26 protein-coding genes, 1 tRNA gene and 1 riboswitch are annotated in these 23504 nt (G+C 70.7%); of the genes, 9 read left to right on the forward strand and 18 right to left on the reverse strand.

Annotated elements, in window-relative coordinates:
- Positions 1-28: 28 nt before the first annotated feature.
- From ACZ7DY_RS13745 to ACZ7DY_RS13760, 4 genes are read right to left on the reverse strand one after another with little or no spacing between them, the layout of a single operon-like run.
- Entirely contained in the window at positions 29-742 is a 714-nt protein-coding gene (locus tag ACZ7DY_RS13745; RefSeq protein WP_471134131.1) for a DUF1707 SHOCT-like domain-containing protein, read from the reverse strand.
- Between the two features lie 10 nt (positions 743-752).
- Complete coding sequence (locus ACZ7DY_RS13750) at positions 753-1718, reverse strand: ABC transporter ATP-binding protein (protein ID WP_471134133.1); 966 nt, start codon at positions 1716-1718, stop codon at positions 753-755.
- A 6-nt stretch (positions 1719-1724) separates the two neighbouring features.
- Positions 1725-2489 (reverse strand): ABC transporter permease, encoded by a 765-nt coding sequence (locus tag ACZ7DY_RS13755; protein ID WP_471134576.1) that lies wholly within the window; start codon positions 2487-2489, stop codon positions 1725-1727.
- Between the two features lie 49 nt (positions 2490-2538).
- A complete protein-coding gene (locus ACZ7DY_RS13760; RefSeq protein WP_471134134.1) occupies positions 2539-3360 on the reverse strand; it encodes an ABC transporter permease in 822 nt (273 codons plus the stop codon).
- 199 nt (positions 3361-3559) lie between these two features.
- Between ACZ7DY_RS13760 and ACZ7DY_RS13765 the strand changes: the two genes are divergently transcribed.
- Positions 3560-6280, forward strand: coding sequence for a transglycosylase domain-containing protein (locus ACZ7DY_RS13765; RefSeq protein WP_471134136.1), 2721 nt, complete (start codon positions 3560-3562; stop codon positions 6278-6280).
- A gap of 38 nt (positions 6281-6318) precedes the next feature.
- On the opposite strand, the gene ACZ7DY_RS13770 is transcribed toward ACZ7DY_RS13765, so the two are convergent.
- The 3 genes from ACZ7DY_RS13770 to ACZ7DY_RS13780 all read right to left on the reverse strand — a co-directional run bounded on the left by ACZ7DY_RS13770 (position 6319) and on the right by ACZ7DY_RS13780 (position 7557).
- Complete coding sequence (locus ACZ7DY_RS13770; protein ID WP_362368654.1) at positions 6319-6639, reverse strand: DMT family transporter; 321 nt, start codon at positions 6637-6639, stop codon at positions 6319-6321.
- Between the two features lie 47 nt (positions 6640-6686).
- Positions 6687-6748, reverse strand: a riboswitch (guanidine-III (ykkC-III) riboswitch).
- Positions 6749-6827: 79 nt separating this feature from the next.
- Complete coding sequence (locus tag ACZ7DY_RS13775) at positions 6828-7172, reverse strand: GroES family chaperonin (RefSeq protein ID WP_030793504.1); 345 nt, start codon at positions 7170-7172, stop codon at positions 6828-6830.
- 64 nt (positions 7173-7236) lie between these two features.
- Positions 7237-7557 carry a DUF3618 domain-containing protein gene (locus tag ACZ7DY_RS13780; RefSeq protein WP_471134139.1) on the reverse strand — a complete coding sequence of 107 codons (321 nt, stop codon included), beginning with the start codon at positions 7555-7557 and terminating at the stop codon, positions 7237-7239.
- Positions 7558-7720: 163 nt separating this feature from the next.
- Between ACZ7DY_RS13780 and bcp the strand changes: the two genes are divergently transcribed.
- From bcp to ACZ7DY_RS13800, 4 genes are all read left to right on the forward strand, one after another.
- The gene (bcp, locus tag ACZ7DY_RS13785) at positions 7721-8188 is read left to right on the forward strand and encodes a thioredoxin-dependent thiol peroxidase (protein ID WP_223774844.1); all 468 of its coding nucleotides are present in this window, start codon (positions 7721-7723) and stop codon (positions 8186-8188) included.
- Positions 8189-8314: 126 nt separating this feature from the next.
- Positions 8315-9811, forward strand: coding sequence for a glycine betaine/L-proline transporter ProP (gene proP, locus ACZ7DY_RS13790; RefSeq protein ID WP_471134142.1), 1497 nt, complete (start codon positions 8315-8317; stop codon positions 9809-9811).
- Positions 9812-9954: 143 nt separating this feature from the next.
- Positions 9955-10998: an HNH endonuclease signature motif containing protein gene (locus tag ACZ7DY_RS13795; RefSeq protein WP_471134144.1), complete on the forward strand. Its 1044-nt coding sequence runs from the start codon at positions 9955-9957 to the stop codon at positions 10996-10998.
- A gap of 54 nt (positions 10999-11052) precedes the next feature.
- Positions 11053-11137 (forward strand) — tRNA-Leu (locus ACZ7DY_RS13800).
- Between the two features lie 56 nt (positions 11138-11193).
- Here the strand turns inward: ACZ7DY_RS13800 and rdgB are convergent.
- From rdgB to ACZ7DY_RS13820, 4 genes are all read right to left on the reverse strand, one after another.
- Positions 11194-11796: an RdgB/HAM1 family non-canonical purine NTP pyrophosphatase gene (rdgB, locus tag ACZ7DY_RS13805; protein WP_471134146.1), complete on the reverse strand. Its 603-nt coding sequence runs from the start codon at positions 11794-11796 to the stop codon at positions 11194-11196.
- A 35-nt stretch (positions 11797-11831) separates the two neighbouring features.
- Positions 11832-12227: a hypothetical protein gene (locus ACZ7DY_RS13810; RefSeq protein ID WP_471134149.1), complete on the reverse strand. Its 396-nt coding sequence runs from the start codon at positions 12225-12227 to the stop codon at positions 11832-11834.
- Between the two features lie 115 nt (positions 12228-12342).
- Positions 12343-13083: a ribonuclease PH gene (gene rph / locus ACZ7DY_RS13815; RefSeq protein WP_471134150.1), complete on the reverse strand. Its 741-nt coding sequence runs from the start codon at positions 13081-13083 to the stop codon at positions 12343-12345.
- A gap of 77 nt (positions 13084-13160) precedes the next feature.
- The gene (locus ACZ7DY_RS13820; RefSeq protein ID WP_471134152.1) at positions 13161-13517 is read right to left on the reverse strand and encodes a PTS sugar transporter subunit IIB; all 357 of its coding nucleotides are present in this window, start codon (positions 13515-13517) and stop codon (positions 13161-13163) included.
- Positions 13518-13659: 142 nt separating this feature from the next.
- Between ACZ7DY_RS13820 and ACZ7DY_RS13825 the strand changes: the two genes are divergently transcribed.
- The 3 genes from ACZ7DY_RS13825 (at position 13660) to ACZ7DY_RS13835 (ending at position 17535) form a co-directional block, all read left to right on the forward strand.
- Complete coding sequence (locus ACZ7DY_RS13825) at positions 13660-14973, forward strand: PTS transporter subunit EIIC (protein WP_471134154.1); 1314 nt, start codon at positions 13660-13662, stop codon at positions 14971-14973.
- 256 nt (positions 14974-15229) lie between these two features.
- The gene (locus ACZ7DY_RS13830) at positions 15230-16507 is read left to right on the forward strand and encodes a PTS transporter subunit EIIC (protein WP_471134156.1); all 1278 of its coding nucleotides are present in this window, start codon (positions 15230-15232) and stop codon (positions 16505-16507) included.
- Between the two features lie 101 nt (positions 16508-16608).
- Complete coding sequence (locus ACZ7DY_RS13835; protein ID WP_471134158.1) at positions 16609-17535, forward strand: DUF7916 family protein; 927 nt, start codon at positions 16609-16611, stop codon at positions 17533-17535.
- A 13-nt stretch (positions 17536-17548) separates the two neighbouring features.
- Here ACZ7DY_RS13835 and ACZ7DY_RS13840 read toward each other — a convergent pair whose 3' ends face one another.
- Positions 17549-18301 (reverse strand): MBL fold metallo-hydrolase, encoded by a 753-nt coding sequence (locus ACZ7DY_RS13840; RefSeq protein ID WP_471134161.1) that lies wholly within the window; start codon positions 18299-18301, stop codon positions 17549-17551.
- A gap of 199 nt (positions 18302-18500) precedes the next feature.
- Here ACZ7DY_RS13840 and ACZ7DY_RS13845 point away from each other — a divergent pair, with 199 nt between their 5' ends.
- Positions 18501-18962: a type II toxin-antitoxin system PemK/MazF family toxin gene (locus ACZ7DY_RS13845; protein WP_471134163.1), complete on the forward strand. Its 462-nt coding sequence runs from the start codon at positions 18501-18503 to the stop codon at positions 18960-18962.
- Positions 18963-19047: 85 nt separating this feature from the next.
- On the opposite strand, the gene ACZ7DY_RS13850 is transcribed toward ACZ7DY_RS13845, so the two are convergent.
- The 6 genes from ACZ7DY_RS13850 to ACZ7DY_RS13875 form a co-directional block, all read right to left on the reverse strand.
- Entirely contained in the window at positions 19048-20001 is a 954-nt protein-coding gene (locus ACZ7DY_RS13850) for a PLP-dependent cysteine synthase family protein (RefSeq protein WP_471134164.1), read from the reverse strand.
- Positions 20002-20013: 12 nt separating this feature from the next.
- Complete coding sequence (locus ACZ7DY_RS13855) at positions 20014-20292, reverse strand: MoaD/ThiS family protein (RefSeq protein ID WP_471134167.1); 279 nt, start codon at positions 20290-20292, stop codon at positions 20014-20016.
- 134 nt (positions 20293-20426) lie between these two features.
- Complete coding sequence (locus ACZ7DY_RS13860; protein ID WP_355816933.1) at positions 20427-20528, reverse strand: putative leader peptide; 102 nt, start codon at positions 20526-20528, stop codon at positions 20427-20429.
- A 66-nt stretch (positions 20529-20594) separates the two neighbouring features.
- Positions 20595-21389: an ABC transporter ATP-binding protein gene (locus tag ACZ7DY_RS13865; RefSeq protein WP_471134170.1), complete on the reverse strand. Its 795-nt coding sequence runs from the start codon at positions 21387-21389 to the stop codon at positions 20595-20597.
- Positions 21386-22447, reverse strand: a complete 1062-nt coding sequence (locus ACZ7DY_RS13870) for a FecCD family ABC transporter permease (RefSeq protein ID WP_471134173.1) — start codon at positions 22445-22447, stop codon at positions 21386-21388. Before ACZ7DY_RS13870 ends, ACZ7DY_RS13865 begins: the two co-directional genes overlap by 4 nt.
- Positions 22448-22533: 86 nt before the next feature.
- A complete protein-coding gene (locus ACZ7DY_RS13875) occupies positions 22534-23496 on the reverse strand; it encodes an ABC transporter substrate-binding protein (protein ID WP_471134176.1) in 963 nt (320 codons plus the stop codon).
- Positions 23497-23504 lie beyond the last annotated feature (8 nt).

Genomic DNA, 23504 nt, shown 5'->3' on the forward strand with positions numbered 1-23504 from the left:
GGAGGACACCCGCGCCCCCGGCGGGGCCTCAGCCCCGTTCCCCGCGCCGCTCCAGCCGCTCCCGGCGACGCTCCTCCTTCAGGCGCAGCTTCTCCATCCGGCGGATCTTGCGGTCCACGCCGACGCCGCCCATTAGCGCGAACCCCTTGACGACGACGCGCGGCGAGCCGGGCGTGCCCTCACCGGTCGCCTTGTCGTCGAAGCCGCCCATGATGCCGAAGCCCCGGACCACCACGGTCATGTCCGGCGGCACCACGACCTGCATGCCGCCCATGACCGTGAAGCAGCGGATCTCCACGTCGCGCTCCGTGAACCGGGCCTCGCGCAGGTCGATCTCGCCGCCGCCCCACATCGCAAACCCGTTGAACCGCCGGCCGACCACCCAGCCGCCCTTGCGGCTGAACCCGCCCCAGAAGGCGAGGCCGAGGGTGGACGACGGCTCGCCGGCCACCATCCGCTCGTCCCAGTCGATGGCGGCCGGGTCGTCGCTCACCCGCCGCTTCACCATGGACACCTTCGTGCCCGGCGACGGCAGGTCGCGGGTGAGGGGCGCCAACTCCCCGTACGTGCGCGCCCGGTAGGTGGCGTCGAGGCGCTCGTCGAACTCCGTCATGTCGAGACGGCCCTCGGCCAGCGCGTCCCGCAGCTGTTCGGCGACCCTCTCGCGGTCGGCGTCGGAGGCCCGCAGATCGGGGCCTGGCAGTTCCGGGGATGTCCCCTCGGAGAAGGCGGGTTCGCTCATACGGTGCAGCCTACGAGGTGGACTTCTCCGCGTACATCTTGGCGATGACGGCCTCGATGTCCGGTTCCCTGACCGAGAGATCGGCCAGCGGGTAGCGCTCCGCGATCCGCGCGACCAGCGGCGCCGCGGAGTGCGCGGCGGGGAAGGCGAGCCACTGCCGCGGCCCCGCCACCCGCACCACGCGCGCCGACTCGACCTCGATCGGCGGGAGTTCACGCTCCAGGTCCACGACGAGGGTCCGCTCGCTCTCCCCCACCTCGTGCAGGCCCGCCAGCGGGCCGTCGTACATCAGCCGGCCGTGGTCGATGACCATCACGCGCTCACAGAGCTGCTCGATGTCGGTCAGGTCGTGCGTGGTGAGCAGGACCGTCGTGCCCGACTCGGCGTTCAGGTCCCGCAGAAAGCCCCGCACCTTGTTCTTGCTGATCACGTCGAGGCCGATCGTCGGCTCGTCCAGGTACAGCACCTCCGGATCGTGCAGCAGCGCCGCCGCGATGTCACCGCGCATCCGCTGCCCGAGGGAGAGCTGACGCACGGGGACGTCCAACAGGGCGCCCAGCTCCAGCAGTTCCACGCACCGGTCGAGGTTCTCCCTGAACCGCGCGTCCGGGATCCGGTACATCCGGTGCATCAGGCGGTACGAGTCGATCAGCGGCAGGTCCCACCAGAGCGTGGTGCGCTGGCCGAAGACGACCCCGATGCGGCGCGCCAGGCGGGTGCGCTCGCGGGAGGGGTCGACGCCCGCGACGCGCAGCCGGCCGCCGCTCGGGGTGAGGATGCCCGTCAGCATCTTGATCGTCGTCGACTTGCCCGCGCCGTTCGGCCCGATGTAGCCGACCATCTCGCCGCGCGGCACGGTGAAGGAGATCCCGTCGACGGCCCGCACCCGGTGCCGCTCGCGGCGCAGGAACCCGGTCTTGCGGCGTACGTCGAAGACCTTCTCCACGCCGTCGAGTTCGATGAGGTCTGTGTCCACGGCGGATCAGCTCCCGGTGCTGCGGTACGAACGGAGGCCGGCGCGCCAGGCGAGTCCGGCCAGGGCAAGGAACCCGGCCGCCACCGGAGGCGGCGCGAACGCCACCCACGCCGGCAGGTCGAGCGGATAGGGCCGGCCCAGCACGTACAGGGCGGGCAGCCAGTTCACGAAGGCGAGCGGCAGGACGAAGGTGACACCGCGCAGCAGGTCCTTGGCGAAGACCGTCGGCGGATACTGCAACAGGGTGGTGCCGCCGTACGTGAAGGCGTTCTGCACCTGGGCCGCGTCCTGCGCCACGAACTGGAACGCCCCGCCCATCACGAAGACCGCCCCGAAGATGCCCGCGCCGCACACCAGCGTCACCGGCACCATCAGCACCTTCCACGGCGTCCAGTCGATGTCCAGGACCACCAGCGCGTACCCCAGGACGAGGGCGCCCTGCGTGAGCCGGCCGACGCGGTGCAGGCCGAAGCGGTCGGCGGCGACCTGCGCGATGACCGGCGCGGGCCGCACCAGGAGCGTGTCGAGCGTGCCGTCCCGCACCCGGCGGCCCAGCCGGTCCATGGAGCCCAGGGCCAGGTCGGCGAGGCCGAACGCGGTGCAGCTCAGGCCGTACAGGAAGGCGATCTCGGGCAGCGAGTAGCCGCCGAGCCTGTCCACCTGGGAGAACATCAGCAGGATGGCCACGAAGTCGAAGGCGGTCACCGCGAAGTTGCCGAGCGCGGTCATCGCGAACGACATGCGGTACGCCATGAGGGAGCGGATCCACATGGCGGAGATCAGCCGGTAGGCGCGCAGCCCCTCCCGGATCTGGCCCGGCTCAGCCACCCTGGACCACCACCCGGCGCGTCGCCGCGGCCTGCAGCAGCCGGCCCGCCGTGAGCAGCAGGGCGGCCCAGCCGAGCTGGAAGGCGTACGCCCGCAGCAGCCCGGCGCCGGAGTACGTGCCGAGGAAGACGTCGGCGGGCAGCTGGAGCAGCGCCGACCAGGGCAGTGCGCGGGCGAGATCGCCGAGGGCGCCCGGGAAGACGTTCAGCGGCAGCAGCATCCCGGAGAAGAAGGTGCCCGCGAGCATCGCCACCTGCTGGGTACCCGCGCCGTCCAGGAGCCAGAACGCGGAGAGCGCCACCAGGAAGCGGATCGCGAAGCCGACCACCGCGCCGAGCACGACGGCGATCACGAAGGCCAGCCAGCGCAGCGCGTCCGGGGGAACCGTCAGGTCGAAGACGAGCGCACCGAAGATCATCGGTATGACGCCGCGCCCGAGGAGCTGGTAGGCGCCCCGGCCGAGGTCGGTCGCCAGCCACCACAGCTGCAGGTCGGCGGGCCGGTACAGGTCGACGGCGATGTCTCCGGTGCGGATCCGCTCGATCAGTTCGCTCTCGAAGCCGCCGCCCATCAGCGCCATCGTCGCGAGGAGCGCCTGGCCGAGCCATACGTAGGTGAGGGCCTGGGACTGGTCGTAGCCGCCGAGTCCCGGACGCTGGTCCCACAGCGCCAGGTAGGTGTAGGCGAGAATGAGGCCGAAGACGGAGTTGGTGAACACCCCCGCCGCCGTCGCCACCCGGTAGGTGGCGTACCGGCGGAAGCTGCCCCCGGCGACGGTCGCGTACAAACGGAACCGTCCTGTGCGCACGTGCATCCCTTTCACCGTGAGCTTCGTCCCGAATCGGGCCAAAGCGCTGGAGCCTAGTGCGATCGAGGTCGCTCGTGCCAGGCATTTTCGGCGTGGGGGTGCGTGCCTGGTCACGAACGTGTGTGGCAACGGTGTGCAATGGGGGTTGCCATGGGGTTTACGAGGCGTACTGGACGTACGACGCTAACCGGGAGTTCCGCGAGACATGAGCGACGAGCCGCAGCAGCAGGGTCCTGCCGGGCGCAAGGGCTGGGCGCCCAGGGATCCCCAGGACACGCCCGCCGGGCCACCGGCGGACGCAGCCGGGGGCGCGGCGGCTGCCGGAACCGGTGAGTCCGGGGGGACGGGGGACGCCGGTAAGGCGGGTAAGACGGGTGAGGCCGGCGCGACCGGTGAGACGGGTGCGGCCGGGAAGGCCGACAAGACCGGTCAGGGCGGCGCGGCGACCGGGTCTGCCGGTGCCGCCGGAGCTTCCGGAGCTGCCGGAAAGGCCGAGGCCACGGGAGCGACCGGCGTGACCGGAGCCGCCCCCGGGACCCCCGGAACCGCCGAAGCCGCCCCCGCGACCGGGCCCGGCAAGGCCAAGAAGCCGAAGCGTCCCAAGCGCAAGGGCTGGCGGCGGATCTTCCCCACCTGGCGCATGGTCCTCGGCGGCTTCATCCTGCTGGTCCTGCTGCTCGTCGGCGGCTTCATGGCGGGCTACATGCTGGTCGACATCCCGCCGGCCAACGCCGCCGCCACCAAACAGAGCAACGTCTACCTGTACGCCGACGGCACCCAGATCGCCCGCGACGGCGAGGTCAACCGCGAGAAGGTGCCGCTCAAGCAGGTCCCGCTGGTCATCCAGCACGCCGTGCTCGCCGCCGAGGACCGCGACTTCTACGGCGAGTCCGCGGTCGACCCCAAGGCGATGGTCCGCGCCGCGTGGAACACCGTCACCGGCAAGGGCAAGCAGTCCGGCTCCACCATCACCCAGCAGTACGTGAAGAACTACTACCTGGGCCAGGAGCAGACGGTCACCCGCAAGGTGAAGGAGTTCTTCATCTCGATCAAGCTGGACCGGGAGGTGAGCAAGGACGACATCCTGGAGGGCTACCTCAACACCAGCTACTTCGGCCGCAACGCCTACGGCATCCAGGCCGCCGCCCAGGCGTACTACGGCGAGGACGTCCAGGACCTCTCCCCCGCCCAGGGCGCCTACCTCGCCACCCTCCTCAACTCCCCCAACGCCTACGACGTCGCCACGCACCCGGAGAACAAGCCGCGCGCGGCGGGCCGCTGGAACTACGTCCTCGACGGCATGGTCAAGGAGGGCTGGCTCGACGCCGGTGACCGGAAGAAGATGAAGTTCCCGGTGCCCGACGAGGCCAAGGGCGCGGCGGGCCTGTCCGGGCAGCGCGGCTACGTCGTCAAGGCCGTCGAGGACTACCTCACCAGCAACAAGATCATCGAGGAGGACACCCTCGCCAAGGGCGGCTACCGCATCACCACCACCCTCCAGAAGGACCGTCAGGACGCCTTCAAGAAGGCCGTCGACGAACAGGTGATGTCCAAGGTCGACAAGGGCGCCCGCAAGGCCGACCGCAACGTCCGCGCGGGCGGCGCCTCCATCGACCCGGAGACCGGCAAGGTCGTCGCGATGTACGGCGGCATCGACTACACCAAGCAGTACGTCAACAACGCCACGCGCCGCGACTACCAGGTCGGCTCCACCTTCAAGCCGTTCGTCTTCACCTCCGCGGTGGAGAACGGCTCGGTCACCCAGGACGGCCGCCCGATCACCCCCAACACCATGTACGACGGCACCAACAAGCGCCCCGTACAGGGCTGGAGCGGCGGGACGTACGCCCCCGAGAACGAGGACAACGTCGACTACGGCGACATCACCGTCCGCACCGCCACCGACAAGTCCGTGAACTCGGTGTACGCGCAGATGGCCGTCGACGTCGGCTCCGACAAGGTCAAGGACACCGCCGTCGCCCTCGGCGTCCCCGAGAACACCCCCGACCTGAACGCCTCCCCCTCCATCGCGCTCGGCCCCTCCACCGCCAGCGTCCTGGACATGACCGAGGCCTACGCGACGCTGGCCAACCACGGCAAGCACGGCACGTACACACTCGTCGAGAAGATCACCAAGGACGGCGACGAGATCGAACTGCCCGAGCCGAAGACCTCACAGGCCGTGAGCCGCGAGGCCGCCGACACCACCACCGCCATCCTGCAGAGCGTCGTCCAGGGCGGCACAGGCACCGCCGCGCAGGGCGCGGGCCGCCCGGCCGCGGGCAAGACCGGCACCGCCGAGAACGACACCGCGGCCTGGTTCGCCGGCTACACCCCCGAACTCGCCACGGTGGTCGCCGTGATGGGCCAGAACCCGGAGACCGGCGCGCACACCCCGCTGTACGGCGCGCTGGGCGAGCCCCGCATCAACGGCGGCGCCTACCCGGCCCGCGTCTGGGCGCAGTTCACCAAGGCCGCTCTGAAGGGCAAGCCGGTCAAGGAGTTCGACCTGGAGCTCGAACAGGGTGCCGACCTGCCGGAGCAGCCCGCCCCCACGACCGGCGGCACCGGTGAGCCGGAGACCGGCGGCACCACGGACGGCGGGACCGACACCGGCGGCGGCCAGGACACGGGCGGCACCACCACCGGCGGACCCGACACCGGCGGCCAGAACGGCGGCCAGACGGGCGGCCAGGACGGCGGCGGCCGCACCGGCGGGCAGAACGGCGGCCAGACGGGTGGCCAGAACGGCGGGACCACCGACGGCGGCACCCCGGGAGGCCCCACGGACGGCGGCACCACCGACGGCGGGCCGACCGACGGCGGCACCCAGGGCGGGCCCACGGACGGCGGCACCACCGACGGAGGCCCCACGGACGGCGGCACCGACGACGGAGGAGCGATCGGCGGCCTCACCGACGGCTAGCCGGGCCGCGGCGCCCGTTCCCCGGGCGCCGCGGCCGCTCAGTGACCCGAGGTCGCCTTCAGACCGACGACGGCGACCAGCAGCAGACAGACGAAGAAGATCCGGGCCGCGGTGACCGGCTCACCCAGGATCACCATGCCGAGCACCGCCGCACCGGCCGCGCCGATGCCGACCCAGACCCCGTAGGCCGTACCGATCGGCAGCGTCTTGGCGGCCTGCGACAGCAGCATCATGCTGGCGACGATGCCCATGCCCGTGAACACGCTGGGCCACAGCCGTGTGAAACCGTCCGTGTACTTCATCCCGATCGACCAGCCCACCTCGAGCAGACCGGCGACGATCAGCAGAACCCAGGCCATGACGGCACCTCCGACGAACAGGACGCGCGCACGCGTCGTCTCATGAGGATGCGTCGTCTTTGCGGAAACCCGGTACGGCGCGTCTCGTCGGGGTCATCCCAACGTAGCAAAACCCGCGCGAAAAGGGCTGGTGACCATGGTCACCAGCCCCTCGTGCCCACAGCGGCCACAGGTACAGGGCACCGCGGCTACAGGTACAGGCCCGTCGAATCCTCCGAGCCCTCGAACCGGTCGGCGGCCACGGCATGCAGGTCACGCTCCCGCATCAGGACGTACGCCACGCCCCGCACCTCGACCTCGGCCCGGTCCTCCGGGTCGTACAGGACCCGGTCGCCCGGCTCGACCGTACGGACGTTCTGCCCGACCGCGACCACCTCGGCCCAGGCGAGCCGCCGGCCCACGGCCGCGGTCGCGGGGATCAGGATGCCGCCGCCGGAGCGCCGCTCGCCCTCGCTGGTGTCCTGCCGCACGAGCACGCGGTCGTGCAGCATCCGGATGGGCAGCTTGTCGTCGTGGTGGGTCTTCTCGCTCACGTCCCAGAACCTACCTGCCCCGGCGCCCGCCGTGGGGCGCCGGGTCGGAGCTCGTCCACCGGACTCAGTCGCCGCGGCGCCGCGAGCTCACCACGAGGAGCCCCACGAGGCCCACGGCCACCAGGGCCACCGGGACGATCCGCTCCATGCGCGGCGCGCCCTCCTCCGTGACGAGCCTGCCGCGCACGTCCGAGACGATGCGGTTCGCCCCCACATACGCCCGGCCGAGCGTGTGGTCCACGCTGGAGACGACCTTCGCCTTCGCGTCGCCGACGATCGTCTTCGGGTGGACACGCACCCCGATCTCGTCGAGGGTCTCGGCCAACTGGTCGCGCCGGCGCTTGATGTCCGCCTCGATCTGCGCAGGGGTCCTGGCATCCGACACCGCGCTGCCTCCGTCGTCGTAGCTGAAAATCGGAACCGGTCAATCGGTGGATCTGTACTCCACAGTCTGTCAGCTTCGCGCGCACCGCACCCCACGGCACCCCTATTACGCTCGACTCCGTCACCACACCCTTCGCGAAGCACCCCTTATGAGGAGACCGCCCATGAGCGAGCGACTGCAGCCCGGCGACACCGCCCCCGCCTTCACCCTGCCCGACGCCGACGGCAAGGACGTCTCGCTGGCCGACCACAAGGGCCGCAAGGTCATCGTCTACTTCTACCCCGCCGCCCTCACCCCCGGCTGCACCAAGCAGGCCTGCGACTTCACCGACAACCTCGACGTGCTCGCCGCCGCCGGGTACGACGTCATCGGCGTCTCGCCGGACAAGCCGGAGAAGCTCGCGAAATTCCGCGAGCAGGAGAACCTCAAGGTCACGCTGGTCGGCGACCCCTCCAAGGAGACCCTGGAGGCGTACGGCGCCTTCGGCGAGAAGAAGCTCTACGGCAAGACGGTGACCGGCGTCATCCGGTCGACCGTGGTCGTCGACGAGCAGGGCAAGGTCGAGCACGCGTTCTACAACGTGAAGGCGACGGGCCACGTGGCCAAGATCATCCGGGACCTCGGCGTCTGAGACCCCCCGGCGGCACACCCGCCCCACTGTGACGAAGCCCCCCTCGCCGGGGGCTTCCGTTTGCGTCGGCCAACTTCGAGCAAGTGATCCCCGGGGGTTTGTACGAAGAACGAAAGGATCGACTCCATGGCGGCCCACGACACGACCGAGGCGGACACCGAGGCGGTGAAACGCCACAGAACCCTGTTCCGGGCCGTGAAGCGCCGCAAGAACCCGCCCCTGCGCCGCACCGACATCACGGTCACCGACGAGGCCGCGGTCAAACGGGCGGTCAAGGCGGCCTCGCTCGGCAACGCCATGGAATGGTTCGACTTCGGCATCTACAGCTACCTCGCCGTCACCATCGGCCACGTCTTCTTCCCGTCCGGGAACGACACCGTCCAGCTGATCTCGTCCTTCGCCACCTTCGCCGTCTCCTTCCTGGTCCGCCCCATCGGCGGCATGGTCTTCGGCCCGATGGGCGACAAGATCGGCCGCAAGAAGGTCCTCGCACTGACGATGATCATGATGGCGATCGGCACCCTCGCCATCGGCCTCATCCCGTCGTACGCCACCATCGGCTTCTGGGCGCCGGTCCTGCTGATCCTCTTCCGCCTCATCCAGGGCTTCTCCACGGGCGGCGAGTACGGCGGCGCCTCCACCTTCATCGCCGAGTACGCCCCCGACAAGCGGCGCGGCTTCTTCGGCAGCTTCCTGGAGCTCGGCACCCTCGCCGGCTACACCGGCGCGGCCGGCCTCGTCCTCATCCTCAACACCGCGCTCGGCTCCGACGCCATGGAGTCCTGGGGCTGGCGCATACCGTTCCTCGTCGCGGGCCCGCTCGGCCTCGTCGGCCTCTACCTGCGGCTCAAGCTCGACGAGACCCCCGCCTTCCAGAAGATGGAGGACGCGTCCTTCCACTCGGCCTCCGAGGGCGCCTCCACCGTGGAGACCACCGCCAAGGGCGACCTCGCCAAGATCTTCCGCGACCACTGGGCCACGCTGGTCCTGTGCATCGCCCTCGTCGGCGCGTACAACATCACCGACTACATGCTCCTGTCGTACATGCCGACCTACCTCTCGGACGAGCTCGGCTACGACGACTCCCACGGACTGCTCATCCTCATCGGCACGATGATCGTCCTCATGCTGATCATCACCCAGGTCGGCAAACTCTCCGACCGCTTCGGCCGCAAGCCGCTCCTGATGACCGGCATGGTCAGCTTCCTGGTCCTCTCCGTCCCCGCCTTCCTCCTGATCAAGCAGGGCAGCCTGCTCGCGGTCTCCGCCGGCATGCTGCTGCTCGGCCTCTCCCTGGTCTGCCTGCTCGGCACGATGTCGGCGACGCTCCCCGCCCTCTTCCCCACCTCGGTCCGCTACGGCTCCCTCTCCGTCGGCTACAACCTCTCCGCCTCCCTCTTCGGCGGCACGGCCCCCCTGGTCATCACGTCCCTGATCAGCGTCACGGGCACGGACATGGTCCCGGCGTACTACTCGATGGCGGCGGCCGTCGTCGGTGTCATCGCGGTGGCGTGCATGAAGGAGACGGCGCAGAAGCCGCTGACGGGTTCACCGCCGTCGGTGGAGACGAAGGAGGAAGCGGCAGAACTGGTCGCGGCCCAGACCCCGGCCCCCCGCTTCTGACACTCCCCCTCCGCCCCGGACCCCGGAACGGCCCGCCTCACCCAAGTGAGCCGGGCCGTTCCGCATTCCGTGCGTCACGGTCCGATTGTCGGTTCGTTACTCCGTACGGGGCCACGAACACGCGGCCGGGACGGAGGGGTGACATGGCGGAAGCAGAGGGCGCCGGGGCGGACCACGAGGGAGCCGCCGCGACCGATCCGTACGACCGGGACACGCTGGCCGCCGCGGTCTCCGAAGTCCACAACTGGTCGGCGCTGATGCGCCGTCTCGGGCTCGTGGAGAGCGGCGGGCGACGACGGATCCTTCAGGAAAGGGTCGCCGCCCACGGAATCGACACCGGGCACTTCACCAAGCGCAGCCCGTGGCGCAAGTACACGGACGAGGCCATTGGCCTGGCGGTGGCCTCGTCGAAGAGTCTCCGCGAGGTCGCACTGCGTCTCGGAGCCACCCCGGCCACCGGCACGATGTCGCACCTCGCGCGGCGCATCGAGCGCGCGGGCCTCGACGTCAGCCACTTCCCCGGCATACGTCGAGACCGGCTCGACCTGCCGTTCACGGCCCGGCAACTGGCACGCGCCGCTGCCGGATCGACCAGTGTGCGAGGCACCGCGCGGGCCCTCGGGGTGCCCGATGACAGCCGCTCGCGAGCGGCACTGGCCCGCATGCTGCGCGAGCACGGCATCGACACCTCGCACTTCCGCCATGCCCGCCTCGCCATCGACGAGACGGCCCTCCGCGCGGCCGTGCCGGAGGCCACCAGCTTCGCGGACGTCATGCGGAAGCTCGGCCTTGAGGTCTCCGACGTGAACCACCGCCGGGTCCGCCGGATGGCGTCCCGACTGAAGCTCGACACCGGCCACTTCAAACGCCGGTCCTGGAGACGGACGGACGAGCCCGAACCCGCGCCGGTCGCCCAGCGGGTGCTGGTCGTCCTGCCCGGACACGCCGGGCGTACCAACCGGGCCCAGCTGCACCGCGCCCTGACGGAGATCGGTGTGCCCTACGAGTGCTCGGGGTGTGGCAGCACCGGCGAATGGCTGGGGCAGACGATCACCCTGCAGATCGACCATGCCAACGGCGACTGGCGGGACAACCGGCGGGAGAACTTGCGGTATCTGTGCCCCAACTGCCACGCGCTGACGGAGACGTGGTGCCGCCAGAAGGGGCGGCGGCCTCTCGCCGGGTGACCCGCCCTGCCCGTACACTGAACGCCGCCGGTCAGACCGTGTGACCGTTTTTGAGCGGCCGTGATGGAATTTGGCAGTCATGCTGGGTTTAGGTCCCAGTGGGTTAACACCCGTGTGGGTTCGAGTCCCACCGGCCGCACCTTCGACGGGCCGTGGGCCCGGTCCTTTGACGACCGGGCCCACGGCCCGTTCGCGTCAGCCCAACAGCTCCCGCACCACCGGCACCAGCCCCCGGAACGCCTTGCCGCGGTGGCTGATCGCGTTCTTCTCCGCGGCGGAGAGCTCAGCGCACGTCCGTGTCTCGCCGTCCGGCTGGAGGATCGGGTCGTAGCCGAAGCCGCCCGTGCCTGCGGGGGCAGTGCGGAGTACGCCGCGCAGGCGGCCTTCCACCACGCGTTCCGTGCCGTCGGGCAGGGCGAGTGCCGCCGCGCAGGCGAAGTGGGCCGCGCGGTGTTCCGCGGCGATGTCACCGAGCTGGGCGAGGAGCAGGTCGAGGTTGGCCTTGTCGTCGCCGTGGCGGCCGGCCCAGCGGGCGGAGAAGATGCCGGGGGCGCCGCCGAGGACGTCGACGCAGAGGCCGGAGTCGTCGGCGACGGCGGGCAGGCCGGTGGCCCGGGCGAGGGCGTGGGCCTTGAGGAGGGCGTTCTCGGCGAAGGTGACGCCGGTTTCCTTGACGTCGGGGATGTCGGGGTAGGCGTCCGCGCCGACGAGTTCGTGGGCGAGGCCCGCGTCGGCGAGGATCGCCTTCAGTTCCGTGATCTTGCCGGCGTTGCGGGTGGCGAGGATGAGGCGGGTCATGCCCCCCAGTATCCCGGGGGGCATGACCGCCTCCGTCACGGCGTGCAGACCTTGGTGAGTTCGCCGGCCGCGTCGGTGACGGGGCGGACGTCGGGTGTGGCGTCGCCGTTCCTGATGGCCTCGCGGACGTTGTCGACGGCCTTGTCGAGGTCGTCGACGGCCTTGGTGACGTCGGTGTCGTCGGTCTTCTCGTCGATCTTGTCGAGGTTCTTGCCGATGTCGTCCAGGGCGCGGTCGGCCTCGGCGGGGTTGTCGCCGGCGCTCTCGACGGCCTGCTGGAGGTCGGTGACGCTGTCGGCGATGGTGTCCGCGGTCTGGACGCAGTCCAGGGCCTTGGAGACGGCGTCGCAGCCGACGAGGCCGGCGCCGGCCGGGATGACGATCAGTGCCGTGACGACGGCGGTGGCGATACGACGGTGGCGCGCGGCCATGGTTCGGTCCCTCCCCGGGTACGTACGGACGCGCGGTTCTGCCCGTGCGTCCGTACCCGTAATAACGTCCTTGGAGGGGGTGTTGGTTGCCTGCGCGCCCGCGTGACCTACGTCGCTAGCGGGTGGCTTCGAGTGCTTCGCGCTGGAAGGCGGCGAGGTCTTCGCAGCCGCCGACGGCGAGGTCGAGGAGGGCGTTGAGTTCCTTGCGGGCGAAGGGTTCGGCCTCGGCGGTGCCCTGGACCTCGACGAAGCGGCCGTCGCCGGTGCAGACGACGTTCATGTCGGTGTCGGCCCTGACGTCCTCTTCGTAGCAGAGGTCGAGCAGGGGTACGCCGCCGACGATGCCGACGGAGACGGCGCTGACGGTGCCGGTGAGGGGCCGGCGGCCGTGTTTGACGAGCTTCTTGTCCTGGGCCCAGGTGATGGCGTCGGCGAGGGCGACGTAGGCGCCGGTGATGGCGGCGGTGCGGGTGCCGCCGTCGGCCTGGAGGACGTCGCAGTCGAGGACGACGGTGTTCTCGCCGAGGGCCTTGTAGTCGATGACGGCGCGGAGGCTGCGGCCGATGAGGCGGCTGATCTCGTGGGTGCGGCCGCCGATCTTGCCGCGGACGGATTCGCGGTCGCCGCGGGTGTTGGTGGAGCGGGGCAGCATCGAGTATTCGGCGGTGACCCAGCCTTCGCCGCTGCCCTTGCGCCAGCGCGGGACGCCTTCGGTGACGGAGGCGGTGCAGAAGACCTTGGTGTCGCCGAAGGAGATGAGGACGGAGCCCTCGGCGTGCTTGCTCCAGCCGCGTTCGATGGTGATGGGGCGGAGCTGTTCGGGGGTGCGGCCGTCGATGCGGGGCGTTGAGGACATGGGTCCGAGCCTATCGGGACATGGGCGAGGGGCCCTTCCCGTGGCGGGAGGGCCCCTCGTCGCGCGAGTTCAGGAACTCACATCATGTCTTCGATGTCGGCGGCGATCGGGTCGGCGTCGGTGCCGATGACGACCTGGATCGCGGTGCCCATCTTGACGACGCCGTGGGCGCCTGCGGCCTTCAGGGCGGCGTCGTCGACCAGGCCGGGGTCCTTGACCTCGGTGCGGAGGCGGGTGATGCAGCCCTCGACCTCTTCGATGTTGTCGATGCCGCCGAGCCCGGCAACGATCTTCTCAGCCTTGGTGGCCATGGTGTTTCTCCCTGTTTTCTCGCGGCTGGGGGTCCGGGGTCGCCCCGGGGGTGTGCAGCCATAGGTCGCGGCGTTCGACCCACCGTCGGTCCGCTTTGTCACGGTAACGCACGGTTGGACCATCTTCGCGGGCGGTTACGGCAGTCGTACCCAATGATGACGATCAAGGTGCCGTCCCTCACCGGGTGGTGCCCCACCGTTCCGCAACTGGTCTACACCAGTTTTCAACGACCGCCAAACCTGGCTTGTTCCGGGAGGGACGCCGATGAGTTCCGCAGCCTCCGCGGTGCCGCAGAAGAAGTGGTGGAACGGGCTGTTCCAGGGCCTGCAGAAGATGGGCCGCAGCCTCCAGCTGCCGATCGCCGTGCTGCCCGCCGCCGGCATCCTGAACCGGCTCGGCCAGCCCGACGTGTTCGGCGACGACGGCCTCGGCTGGACCAATGTCGCCAAGGTCTTCGCGGCCGCGGGCGGTTCGCTGCTCGACTCCACGCTCGGTCTGCCGCTGCTGTTCTGCATCGGTGTCGCGATCGGCATGGCGAAGAAGGCGGACGGCTCCACGGCGCTCGCCGCGGTCGCCGGGTTCCTCGTCTACTACGCGGTGCTGCGCGCCTTCCCCGACGACTGCCCGAAGGACACCGTCTTCGGCGGGGCGGGCATGTGGAGCGGGGTGTGCGTGGCCGAGGACGGCACGGTCGCGCAGGCCGCGTACCAGAATCCCGGGGTCTTCGGCGGCATCGTGATGGGGCTGCTCGCCTTCTGGTTCTGGCAGCGCTACCACCGCGTGAAGCTGGTGGACTGGCTCGGCTTCTTCAACGGCCGCCGTCTCGTGCCGATCATCATGGCCTTCGTCGGCCTGGTCTTCGCCGGGCTCTGCGTCTGGGTCTGGCCGCCCATCGGTGACGCGCTGACCAGCTTCTCCAAGTGGCTCGTCGATCTCGGCTGGCTGGGCTCGGGCATCTTCGGCGTCGCCAACCGCGCGCTGCTCACGGTGGGTCTGCACCAGTTCCTGAACACGTTCGTCTGGTTCCAGTTCGGCGACTACACCAAGCCGGACGGCACGATGGTGCACGGCGACATCAACCGCTTCCTCGCGGGCGACCCGACGGCGGGCCAGTTCACCTCGGGCTTCTTCCCGATCATGATGTTCGCGCTGCCCGCGGCGGCCCTCGCGATCACGCACTGCGCGCGCCCGGAGCGCCGCAAGGTGGTCGGCGGCCTGATGCTCTCGGTCGGTCTGACGTCGTTCGTCACGGGCATCACCGAGCCGATCGAGTACTCGTTCCTCTTCATCGCGCCGCTGCTGTACGCGATCCACGCGGTGCTGACCGGTGTGTCGATGGCGGTGACGTGGGGGCTGGGGGTGAAGGACGGCTTCAGCTTCTCCGCGGGGCTGATCGACTACGTCATCAACTGGAGTCTGGCGACCAAGCCGTGGCTGATCATTCCGATCGGTCTGTGCTTCGCCGTGGTGTACTACGCGCTATTCCGCTTCGTCATCACGAAGTTCGATCTGCACACTCCGGGACGTGAACCGGAGGAGGAGGCGGAGGCGTTGGACAGGGAGCAGACGAAGGCATAATTCGTCGCGCGGGGCGCGCTTCTCCTCCCCTATGTCAGGCCCTCGGACCTCTGGTCCGGGGGTCTTTCGGCTGCCATGTCCGGATATGGCGGACCCCACAGGAATCGCGGGTTCCTTACGTCACCTTCACCGTGCTACAACAGGTCTACACCACTAATTGGTGTAGACCACGCGGCCATCTCGCCGCGTCCCCCGGAGACGCCGCCGTCCCCCACTTCCCTGTCCCCAGGCGGCGCCTTGCCCACTGGAGGAAGTTGTGTCCACGGCCAAGTCCGCCCCCGCGGCCGAGAAGAAGAAGGGCGCCGGCGTGATGGCTGTCATGCAGCGCATCGGCCGCAGCCTCATGCTGCCGGTCGCCGTGCTGCCCGCCGCAGCCCTCCTGGTCCGCTTCGGCCAGGACGACATGCTCGGCAAGGAGTCGTTCCCGACCTTCATCAACAAGCTCGCGAGCTACATGGCCGCGGGCGGTGGCGCGCTGCTCGACAACATGGCGCTGCTGTTCTGCGTCGGCATCGCGATCGGCTTCGCCAAGAAGTCGGACGGCTCGACGGCCCTCGCGGCCGTCACCGGCTACCTGGTCTTCCAGAAGGTGCTCGCCACCTTCACGGACAAGAACCTGCCGAAGGTCGCCTCCGTCGTCGACGGCAAGATCGTCATGAACGAGGCCCCGGTCAACGCCGGTGTGCTCGGCGGCGTCGTCATGGGCATCATCGTCGCCCTGCTGTACCAGAAGTTCTACCGGACCAAGCTGCCCGACTGGGCCGGCTTCTTCGGCGGCCGCCGTCTCGTCCCGATCCTCTCCGCCTTCGCGGGCCTGGTCGCGGGCATCGTCTTCGGTCTGATCTGGCCGGTCCTCGGCACCGGCATCCACAACTTCAGTGAGTGGCTCGTCGGGTCCGGCGCCGTCGGCGCGGGTGTCTTCGGTGTCGCCAACCGCGCGCTGATCCCCGTGGGCATGCACCACCTCCTGAACTCCTTCCCGTGGTTCCAGGCGGGCACGTACAACGACGGCGGCGTGGACTACCACGGCGACATCGCGCGCTTCCTGCACCACGACCCGTCCGCGGGCCAGTTCATGACCGGCTTCTTCCCGATCATGATGTTCGCCCTGCCGGCCGCCTGCCTCGCGATCGTGCACTGCGCCCGTCCCGAGCGCCGCAAGGTCGTCGGCGGCATGATGTTCTCGCTCGCGCTCACCGCCTTCGTGACCGGTGTGACCGAGCCGATCGAGTTCACCTTCATGTTCATCGCGCCGGTCCTGTACGCGATCCACGCGGTGCTCACCGGTATCTCCATGGCGCTGACCTGGGCGCTGGGCATGAAGGACGGCTTCGGCTTCTCGGCAGGCGCGGTCGACTTCTTCCTGAACCTCGGCATCGCGAAGAACCCGTGGGGCCTGGCCCTGGTCGGCCTCTGCTTCGCGGCGGTCTACTACGTGGTCTTCCGCTTCGCGATCACCAAGTTCAACCTGCCGACGCCGGGCCGCGAGTCCGACGAGGAGCTCGCCGAGCTCCAGAAGGCCGAGGCGAAGTAGCCTCCGCCCGGCCCCTGCCCGGACTTCCGGGGACGTAAGCCCCTCGCCATCGGTACCAACGGCGAGGGGCTTCGCCGTGCCCGGCCGCATACGGTCGAACCATGAGCGACCAGCACAGCGACCGACCCGCCCCCCGCATCCTCGACCTCGACCGCGAGCGCCTCGCCGCCCTGCGCGGCCGCGCCCTGACCGCCTCGGTGGCCGCCGCCGAGGGCCGCACGATGGTCGCCGAGGTCTTCGCCGACCGCGCCGTCCTGGTCCCGGTGCCGGGCATGCCGGGCGTGCACAACGCCGAGCTGGTGGCGGCCTTCGGCGCCGACATCGTCGTACTGAACCTCATCGAGCGCGCCTGGGACGGCGAGCGCCTCGACCTGCCGGGCCTCGGCACCTTCGCCTCCATCGCCGACCTCGCCGCGTACATCGGCCGCCCCGTCGGCATCAACCTGGAGCCGGGCGACGTCCCCGAGATCCGCCGCGCGAAGCCCGAGTACGCCAGGCGCCTCGTGGACATGGGCGCGGCGATGCTCTGCCTGACGGCCAATCCGGGCACGGGCGGCTCGTACGAGGGGCTGGCGCGGGTCACCGAGGAGCTGCGGGCCGGGCTCGGTGACGACGTGGCGCTGTGGAGCGGCAAGATGCACCACGCGGGTCATCCGGAGCGGGTCACGGTGGGGCGGCTGACGTCGCTGGTGGAGGCGGGTGCCGACGGGGTGGTACTGCCGCTGCCCGGCACGCTGCCGGGGGTCACCCGGGAGCTGGCGGCCGAGGCGGTGGCGGCGGTGCAGGAGGCGGGCGCGGTGGTGATGGGCGCGATCGGCACCAGCCAGGAGGGCAGCCACGCGAACGTCGTGCCCCAACTGGCCCTGACGGCGAAGGAGGTGGGCGTCGACGCCCACCACTTCGGGGACTCGTTCCTGCCGGGGATGTGCGACCCGGAGGTCATGTACGACTACTCGGTGGCGGTCCGCGGCCGCCGCCACACGTGGAACCGGATGGCGCTCGGCGGCCGCGGTTTCCGGCGGGCCTGACCCGTCGGGACCGTCAGATCTCGTACGTCACGCGGGGCGCGGCGAGGGCGGTCGGGCCGTCGTACACGGCGCGGGCGTCGGCGAGGTTGACCTGGGGGTCCGTCCACGGCGGGATGTGCGTGAGCAGCAACCTTCCCGCACGGGCGCGCCGGGCGGACTCGCCCGCCTCGCGGCCGTTCAGGTGCAGGTCGGGGATGTTCTCCTTGCCGTGCGTGAAGGCCGCTTCGCAGAGGAAGAGGTCGGTGTCCTCGGCGAGCTTGTCCAGGGGCTCGCAGGGGCCGGTGTCCCCCGAGTAGGTGAGGGACTTCCCGCCGTGTTCGACGCGGATGGCGTAGGCCTCGACGGGGTGGCACATCTTCTCGGTGCGCACGGCGAACGGGCCGATGTCGAAGGAGCCCGGCTTGACCGTGTGGAAGTCGAAGACCTCGCTCATCGAGGAGGCGGTGGGCGTGTCGGCGTACGCGGTGGTCAGACGCTGTTCGGTGCCCTCGGGGCCGAAGACCGGGATGGGGGCGCAGCGGCCGCCCTCGTGCCGGTAGTAGCGGGCCACGAAGTACGCGCACATGTCGATGCAGTGGTCGGCGTGCAGGTGGCTGAGGAAGACCGCGTCCAGGTCGTACAGACCGATGTGGCGCTGCAGCTCGCCGAGGGCGCCGTTGCCCATGTCGAGCAGCAACCGGAAGCCGTCGGCCTCGACGAGGTAGCTCGAGCAGGCCGAGTCCGCGGACGGAAACGACCCCGAGCAGCCGACGACGGTGAGCTTCATGAAGCTGGAACCTCCGCGCTGGCAGGAGAGTCTGGGGGTGGTGTGCGGTCCGTCGAGCGTAAGGCGCAAAAGGCCTGGTCGCTCCTCCGTCGTGGGTCGTTGTGGGGGAACTCACCTGCGCTGTCACCGGTTCGGGGGGCTCTTGGGGCGTGCGGGACGTGGTGGGCGGTGGGGGGCGTGCGCCGGTACCGTCGGACCCATGGACACGTCCTGGTGGCTCGCGCTGGCCGCCGTGGTGGTGCTCGCGCTCGTCGTCACGTTGGTGGACGGCTGGGGGCGCGGGCCGCGTGTGTCCAGTTCCCGGCCGCCGGGCGGCACGCGGCCGCCGCGGGGGCCGCGGGGGCGGTTGCCCGCGCCGCGGCCTGCGGAGATCTGGTGGGCGCGGGTGCCGTACGAGGACGGGCCCGGCGGCAAGGACCGGCCGTGTCTGGTCCTGTCGGTGCGCGGGCGCACCGCGCGGGTCGCGAAGATCACGAGCAAGTACCACGACGAGCGGGCGGGTGTGATCACGCTGCCGCCTGGTGCGGTGGGTGACGCGCGGGGGCGGCCGAGTTTCCTGGAGACGGACGAGCTGCGGGAGGTGCCGCTGTGGGAGTTCCGGCGGCGCGCCGGGGTGGTGGATCCGGTCCTCTGGGATCAGGTGAAGTACTTGGCGGGGTGAGAAGCGGAACGTGCCGCTGCCCGGGCCGGAGAACCGGTCCGGGCAGCGGCGGTGTACGGGTGGTGCGGGGCGGTGGGGCCCGCGGCTAGGCCCAGAGCTGGCCCTGCAGCGTCTCGATGGCCTCTTCCGTGGTGGCCGCGGTGTAGACGCCCGTCGAGAGGTACTTCCAGCCGCCGTCGGCGACGACGAAGACGATGTCGGCGCTCTCGCCCGCCTTGACGGCCTTGTTGCCGACGCCGATGGCGGCGTGCAGCGCGGCGCCCGTGGAGACGCCCGCGAAGATGCCCTCCTCCTGGAGGAGTTGGCGGGTGCGGGTGACCGCGTCGGCGGAGCCGACGGAGAAGCGGGTGGTCAGGACGGAGGCGTCGTACAGCTCGGGGACGAAACCCTCGTCGAGGTTGCGCAGGCCGTAGACGAGGTCGTCGTAGCGCGGCTCGGCCGCGACGATCTTGATGTCCGGCTTCTGTTCGCGCAGGTAGCGGCCGACGCCCATGAGGGTGCCGGTGGTGCCGAGGCCGGCCACGAAGTGGGTGACGGAGGGGAGATCCGTGAGGATCTCGGGGCCGGTCGTGGCGTAATGGGCGCCCGCGTTGTCGGGGTTGCCGTACTGGTAGAGCATCACCCAGTCCGGGTGCTCGGCGGAGAGCTCCTTGGCGACGCGGACGGCGGTGTTGGAGCCGCCGGCGGCCGGGGAGGAGATGATCTCGGCGCCCCACATGGCGAGCAGGTCGCGCCGTTCCTGTGAGGTGTTCTCCGGCATGACGCACACGATGCGGTAGCCCTTGAGCTTGGCCGCCATGGCGAGCGAGATGCCGGTGTTGCCCGAGGTCGGCTCCAGGATCGTGCAGCCGGGCGTCAACCGGCCGTCCTTCTCGGCCTGTTCGACCATGTGGAGGGCCGGCCGGTCCTTGATGGAGCCGGTCGGGTTGCGGTCCTCCAGCTTGGCCCAGATCCGTACGTCCTCCGAGGGGGACAGGCGGGGCAGCCGGACGAGCGGCGTGTTGCCGACCGCGGCGAGCGGGGAGTCGTGACGAGGCATCCGGGATCGGGCCTAGACCATGCCGCCGGCGACGGCCGGCAGGATCGTGACGTTGTCGCCGTCGGTGAGCTTCGTGGAGATGCCGTCGAGGAAGCGGACGTCCTCGTCGTTCAGGTACACGTTCACGAAGCGGCGCAGCTTGTCGCCGTCGACGATGCGCTCGGCGATGCCTGCGTGGCGCGAGTCGAGGTCGGTGAGGAGCTCGGCGAGGGTGTCGCCGCTGCCCTCGACGGCCTTGGCGCCGTCGGTGTAGGTGCGGAGGATGGTCGGGATGCGGACCTCGATGGCCATGCTGGGCTCCTGTCGGGAGTGAAGAGGTGCGTCGAGAAGTGCGGGTGGTGGGCGCGCGGCGGCGCTGTGCTTGCGGGTGGTGCGCCGTGTACGGAGGTGCGGCGCCGCGGCCCGCGGCCGTGCGGCGGCACGGTTCAGCGGGAACAGATCGCGCTGGCGAGGCGGCACAGGTCGACGTGCAGCCGCGCAACGAGCAGTGCGCCCGGCGTCTTTTCGCTCACGTCGTGGGGAACCATGCGGTCATCGTATCGATTCCCGGTCCGGATCCCGGAATGTGATCTCAGCTGGTGGACGGAAACCGTTCAGGATGCGGGCGGCGGCAGATAGACGACGGTCGGGGCGCCGGTCAGCGGATGGGTGCTGACCTCGGCCGTCACCCCGTACACGGTGGCCAGGAGCTCGGCGGTGAGGACCTCCTTCGGCGTCCCTGAGGCGACGAGGCGGCCGCCGTCGAGGACGAGGATGCGGTCGCAGTAGTACGCGGCGAGGTTCAGGTCGTGCAGGGCGAGGAGGTTCGTCGTCCCCAGGCCCCGCACGAAGGAGAGGATGTCGAGCTGGTAGCGGATGTCCAGGTGGTTGGTGGGTTCGTCGAGGACGACGAGGGCGGGCTGCTGCACCAGGGCGCGGGCCACCAGGGCGCGCTGGCGCTCGCCGCCGGAGAGCGAGGGGAAGGGGCGGTGGGCGAGCTCCTCGACGCCGACGCGGGCGAGCGCCGCGGCGACGAGTTCCTCGTCGGCGGCCGTGTCCGCCTCCCAGAACCGCTTGTGCGGGGAGCGGCCCATCGCGACCACCTGCCGGACGGTCAGCTCGAAGGCCGCCTGCCCGTCCTGCGGGACGGTGGCCAGGCGCCGGGCCCGCGCCTTCGGGGTCATCGTGTGCAGGTCGTCGCCGTCCAGGAGGGCGCGGCCCGCGGTGGGGCGCAGGGTGCCGTAGACGCAGCGCAGCAAAGTCGTCTTGCCGCTGCCGTTGGGGCCGACGACGCCGACGGTCTCGCCGGGGGCGGCGGTGAGGTCGACGGCGTCGACGAGGAGCCTGCCGTCGGTCTCGTACGAGAGGCCTTCGGTGCGCAGCGCGGCGGCGGGCGCGGCGGGATTCACGCGGGTGCTCCTTCGGTACGCCGCCGCAGCAGCCAGAGGAAGAACGGGCCGCCGGTCAGCGCGGTGAGGACGCCGACGGGGATGTCCTGCGGGGCGGCGACGGTGCGCGCGGCGAGGTCGGCGGCGACCAGGAAGACGGCGCCCATCAGGGCGACCACCGGCAGCAGCGCGCGGTGGGCGGCGCCGACCAGCATGCGGGCGGCGTGCGGGACCATCAGGCCGATGAAGCCGATGGCGCCGCTGTAGGCGACCAGGACGCCGGTGAGGAGCGAGGCGAGCACGAAGACGCCGGCGCGGAAGCGGGCGGCGTCCAGGCCGAGGACGGTGGCGCCCTCCTCGCCGGCGAGGAGCAGGTCGAGGGGGCGGGCCAGCACCATGAGGAGGGCCGTGCCGAGGACCAGCGTGGCGCAGGGCAGGGCGAGCATGTCCCAGCGGGCGCCGCCGAGTCCGCCGAGCGTCCAGTACAAAACCTCCTTGAGCTGGTCCGCTGTGTCGGCGGTGACCAGGATGAGGCTGGTCAGCGCGGAGAGGACGTACGAGACGGCGACGCCCGCGAGGATCAGACGGCCGGTGGCGAAGCCGCCGCCCCCGCTTCTGGCCAGGGCGTAGACGAGGACCAGGGAGATCAGGGCGCCCGCGAAGGAGGCGGCCGGGATGGTGACGGTGGTCGACAGGGTGGTGCCGATGCCGAGGAATCCGCCGAGGACGATCGCGCCGACCGCGCCGACGGAGGCGCCCGAGGAGACGCCGAGCAGGAACGGGTCGGCGAGGGGGTTGCGGACGAGGGCCTGCAGGACGGTGCCGATGACGGCGAGTCCGGCGCCGACGGTGGCGCCGAGCAGGACCCTGGGGAGCCGCACGTCCAGGACGATGGTGCGGAACGGGGAGGGTTCGGCCCGCCCCGTGAGGATCTCCAGGACCTGGCCGGGCGGGATGCGGACGGAGCCGAGGGCGAGCCCGGCGAGTGTCGCTGCCGCGAGGGCGAGCGTGAGGACGGCCAGGACGGCCGTGCGCCGCCCAAGTGTGTCCCGTCGATCGCCCTTCGGGCTCGTCCTCAAACGCCGGACGGGCTGAATGATCCGCCCCACGGGCTGAATGATCCGCCCGACGGGCTGGATGAGTCGCCCTGCGGGCTGGATGGGCCTCACAGCTGTGCCGCCAGCTTCCTCACCGCCTCCGGTGCTCGTACGCCGGTGACCACGTCCGACAGGGGCAGCACCGCGAAGCTCTTGTTCTTGATCGCGGGGACGTCCTGGAGGGCCGGGTCGTCGAGGAGGCGCTTCTTCTTCTGGGCGACCGTGGTGGCGCCGTAGTCGAGGATGAGGATGGTCTCGGGCCCGCGCTCGACGACCTTCTCCCAGGACGCGTCGCTGAAGGACTTGTCCACGTCGGCGAAGACGTTGCGGCCGCCCGCCCGCTTGATGATGTCGTTGCCGATGCCGCGGCCGCCCGCCGTGAACGCGGTCTTGTCGCCGCTGTCGTAGACGAAGACGGAACGGGCCTTTCTGCCCCTGGACTCGGCCTCGGTGGCGGCCAGTTCGCGCCGGGCGTCCTTGATCCACCGGTCGGCGCGGTCCCGCACGCCGAACGTGGCGCCGACCTCGCGGACCTCGCGGTAGACGTCGTCCATGGAGACGGGGTGCTTGGCGCAGCTCTCGACGTTGAGGCGGCTGTCGATGCCGGACTCGGCGAGGGCGGCGCGGCTGCGGCCGTCGCCGGCCTGGAAGGCGCTCGCGTAGCCGCCGTACACGTAGTCGGGGTCGGCGGAGAGCAGCTTCTCGTAGGAGGGGTACTCCTTGGCGAGCACCGGGATCGACTTGTACGCCTTCTCGTAGGCGGGCAGGACCTTGTCGTCGAGGTAGGCGGTGCCGACGATCCGGTTCCGGAGGCCGAGTGCCAGCATCACTTCGGTGGCGTGCTGGTTCATGGTGACGGCGCGCTTGGGGGGCTCTTCGTACGTCGTGCGCACACCGCAGTTGGTGACGGTGTACGGGAATCCGGCGGCCTTGGCGGCGGGCTTCGCGTCGTCGGCCGGGCCGGACGAGGAGCACGCGGCGAGCGGGACGAGCAGGGCCGCGGCCAGCAGGGCGCGCGTGGGGCGGGACATGGGGGTGC

It is taken from the genome of Streptomyces sp. NPDC037013 (genome assembly GCF_055607265.1).

What these genes read in the sequence shown, in the direction of transcription:
- ACZ7DY_RS13745 (WP_471134131.1), bottom strand. Translation starts at nt 742, where the DNA reads ATGAGCGAACCCGCCTTCTCCGAGGGGACATCCCCGGAACTGCCAGGC.
- ACZ7DY_RS13755 (WP_471134576.1), bottom strand. Translation starts at nt 2,489, where the DNA reads ATGTGGATCCGCTCCCTCATGGCGTACCGCATGTCGTTCGCGATGACC.
- ACZ7DY_RS13760 (WP_471134134.1), bottom strand. Translation starts at nt 3,360, where the DNA reads ATGCACGTGCGCACAGGACGGTTCCGTTTGTACGCGACCGTCGCCGGG.
- ACZ7DY_RS13765 (WP_471134136.1), top strand. Translation starts at nt 3,560, where the DNA reads ATGAGCGACGAGCCGCAGCAGCAGGGTCCTGCCGGGCGCAAGGGCTGG.
- ACZ7DY_RS13770 (WP_362368654.1), bottom strand. Translation starts at nt 6,639, where the DNA reads ATGGCCTGGGTTCTGCTGATCGTCGCCGGTCTGCTCGAGGTGGGCTGG.
- bcp (WP_223774844.1), top strand. Translation starts at nt 7,721, where the DNA reads ATGAGCGAGCGACTGCAGCCCGGCGACACCGCCCCCGCCTTCACCCTG.
- proP (WP_471134142.1), top strand. Translation starts at nt 8,315, where the DNA reads ATGGCGGCCCACGACACGACCGAGGCGGACACCGAGGCGGTGAAACGC.
- ACZ7DY_RS13795 (WP_471134144.1), top strand. Translation starts at nt 9,955, where the DNA reads ATGGCGGAAGCAGAGGGCGCCGGGGCGGACCACGAGGGAGCCGCCGCG.
- rdgB (WP_471134146.1), bottom strand. Translation starts at nt 11,796, where the DNA reads ATGACCCGCCTCATCCTCGCCACCCGCAACGCCGGCAAGATCACGGAA.
- ACZ7DY_RS13810 (WP_471134149.1), bottom strand. Translation starts at nt 12,227, where the DNA reads ATGGCCGCGCGCCACCGTCGTATCGCCACCGCCGTCGTCACGGCACTG.
- rph (WP_471134150.1), bottom strand. Translation starts at nt 13,083, where the DNA reads ATGTCCTCAACGCCCCGCATCGACGGCCGCACCCCCGAACAGCTCCGC.
- ACZ7DY_RS13820 (WP_471134152.1), bottom strand. Translation starts at nt 13,517, where the DNA reads ATGGTCCAACCGTGCGTTACCGTGACAAAGCGGACCGACGGTGGGTCG.
- ACZ7DY_RS13825 (WP_471134154.1), top strand. Translation starts at nt 13,660, where the DNA reads ATGAGTTCCGCAGCCTCCGCGGTGCCGCAGAAGAAGTGGTGGAACGGG.
- ACZ7DY_RS13835 (WP_471134158.1), top strand. Translation starts at nt 16,609, where the DNA reads ATGAGCGACCAGCACAGCGACCGACCCGCCCCCCGCATCCTCGACCTC.
- ACZ7DY_RS13840 (WP_471134161.1), bottom strand. Translation starts at nt 18,301, where the DNA reads ATGAAGCTCACCGTCGTCGGCTGCTCGGGGTCGTTTCCGTCCGCGGAC.
- ACZ7DY_RS13845 (WP_471134163.1), top strand. Translation starts at nt 18,501, where the DNA reads ATGGACACGTCCTGGTGGCTCGCGCTGGCCGCCGTGGTGGTGCTCGCG.
- ACZ7DY_RS13850 (WP_471134164.1), bottom strand. Translation starts at nt 20,001, where the DNA reads ATGCCTCGTCACGACTCCCCGCTCGCCGCGGTCGGCAACACGCCGCTC.
- ACZ7DY_RS13855 (WP_471134167.1), bottom strand. Translation starts at nt 20,292, where the DNA reads ATGGCCATCGAGGTCCGCATCCCGACCATCCTCCGCACCTACACCGAC.
- ACZ7DY_RS13860 (WP_355816933.1), bottom strand. Translation starts at nt 20,528, where the DNA reads ATGGTTCCCCACGACGTGAGCGAAAAGACGCCGGGCGCACTGCTCGTT.
- ACZ7DY_RS13875 (WP_471134176.1), bottom strand. Translation starts at nt 23,496, where the DNA reads ATGTCCCGCCCCACGCGCGCCCTGCTGGCCGCGGCCCTGCTCGTCCCG.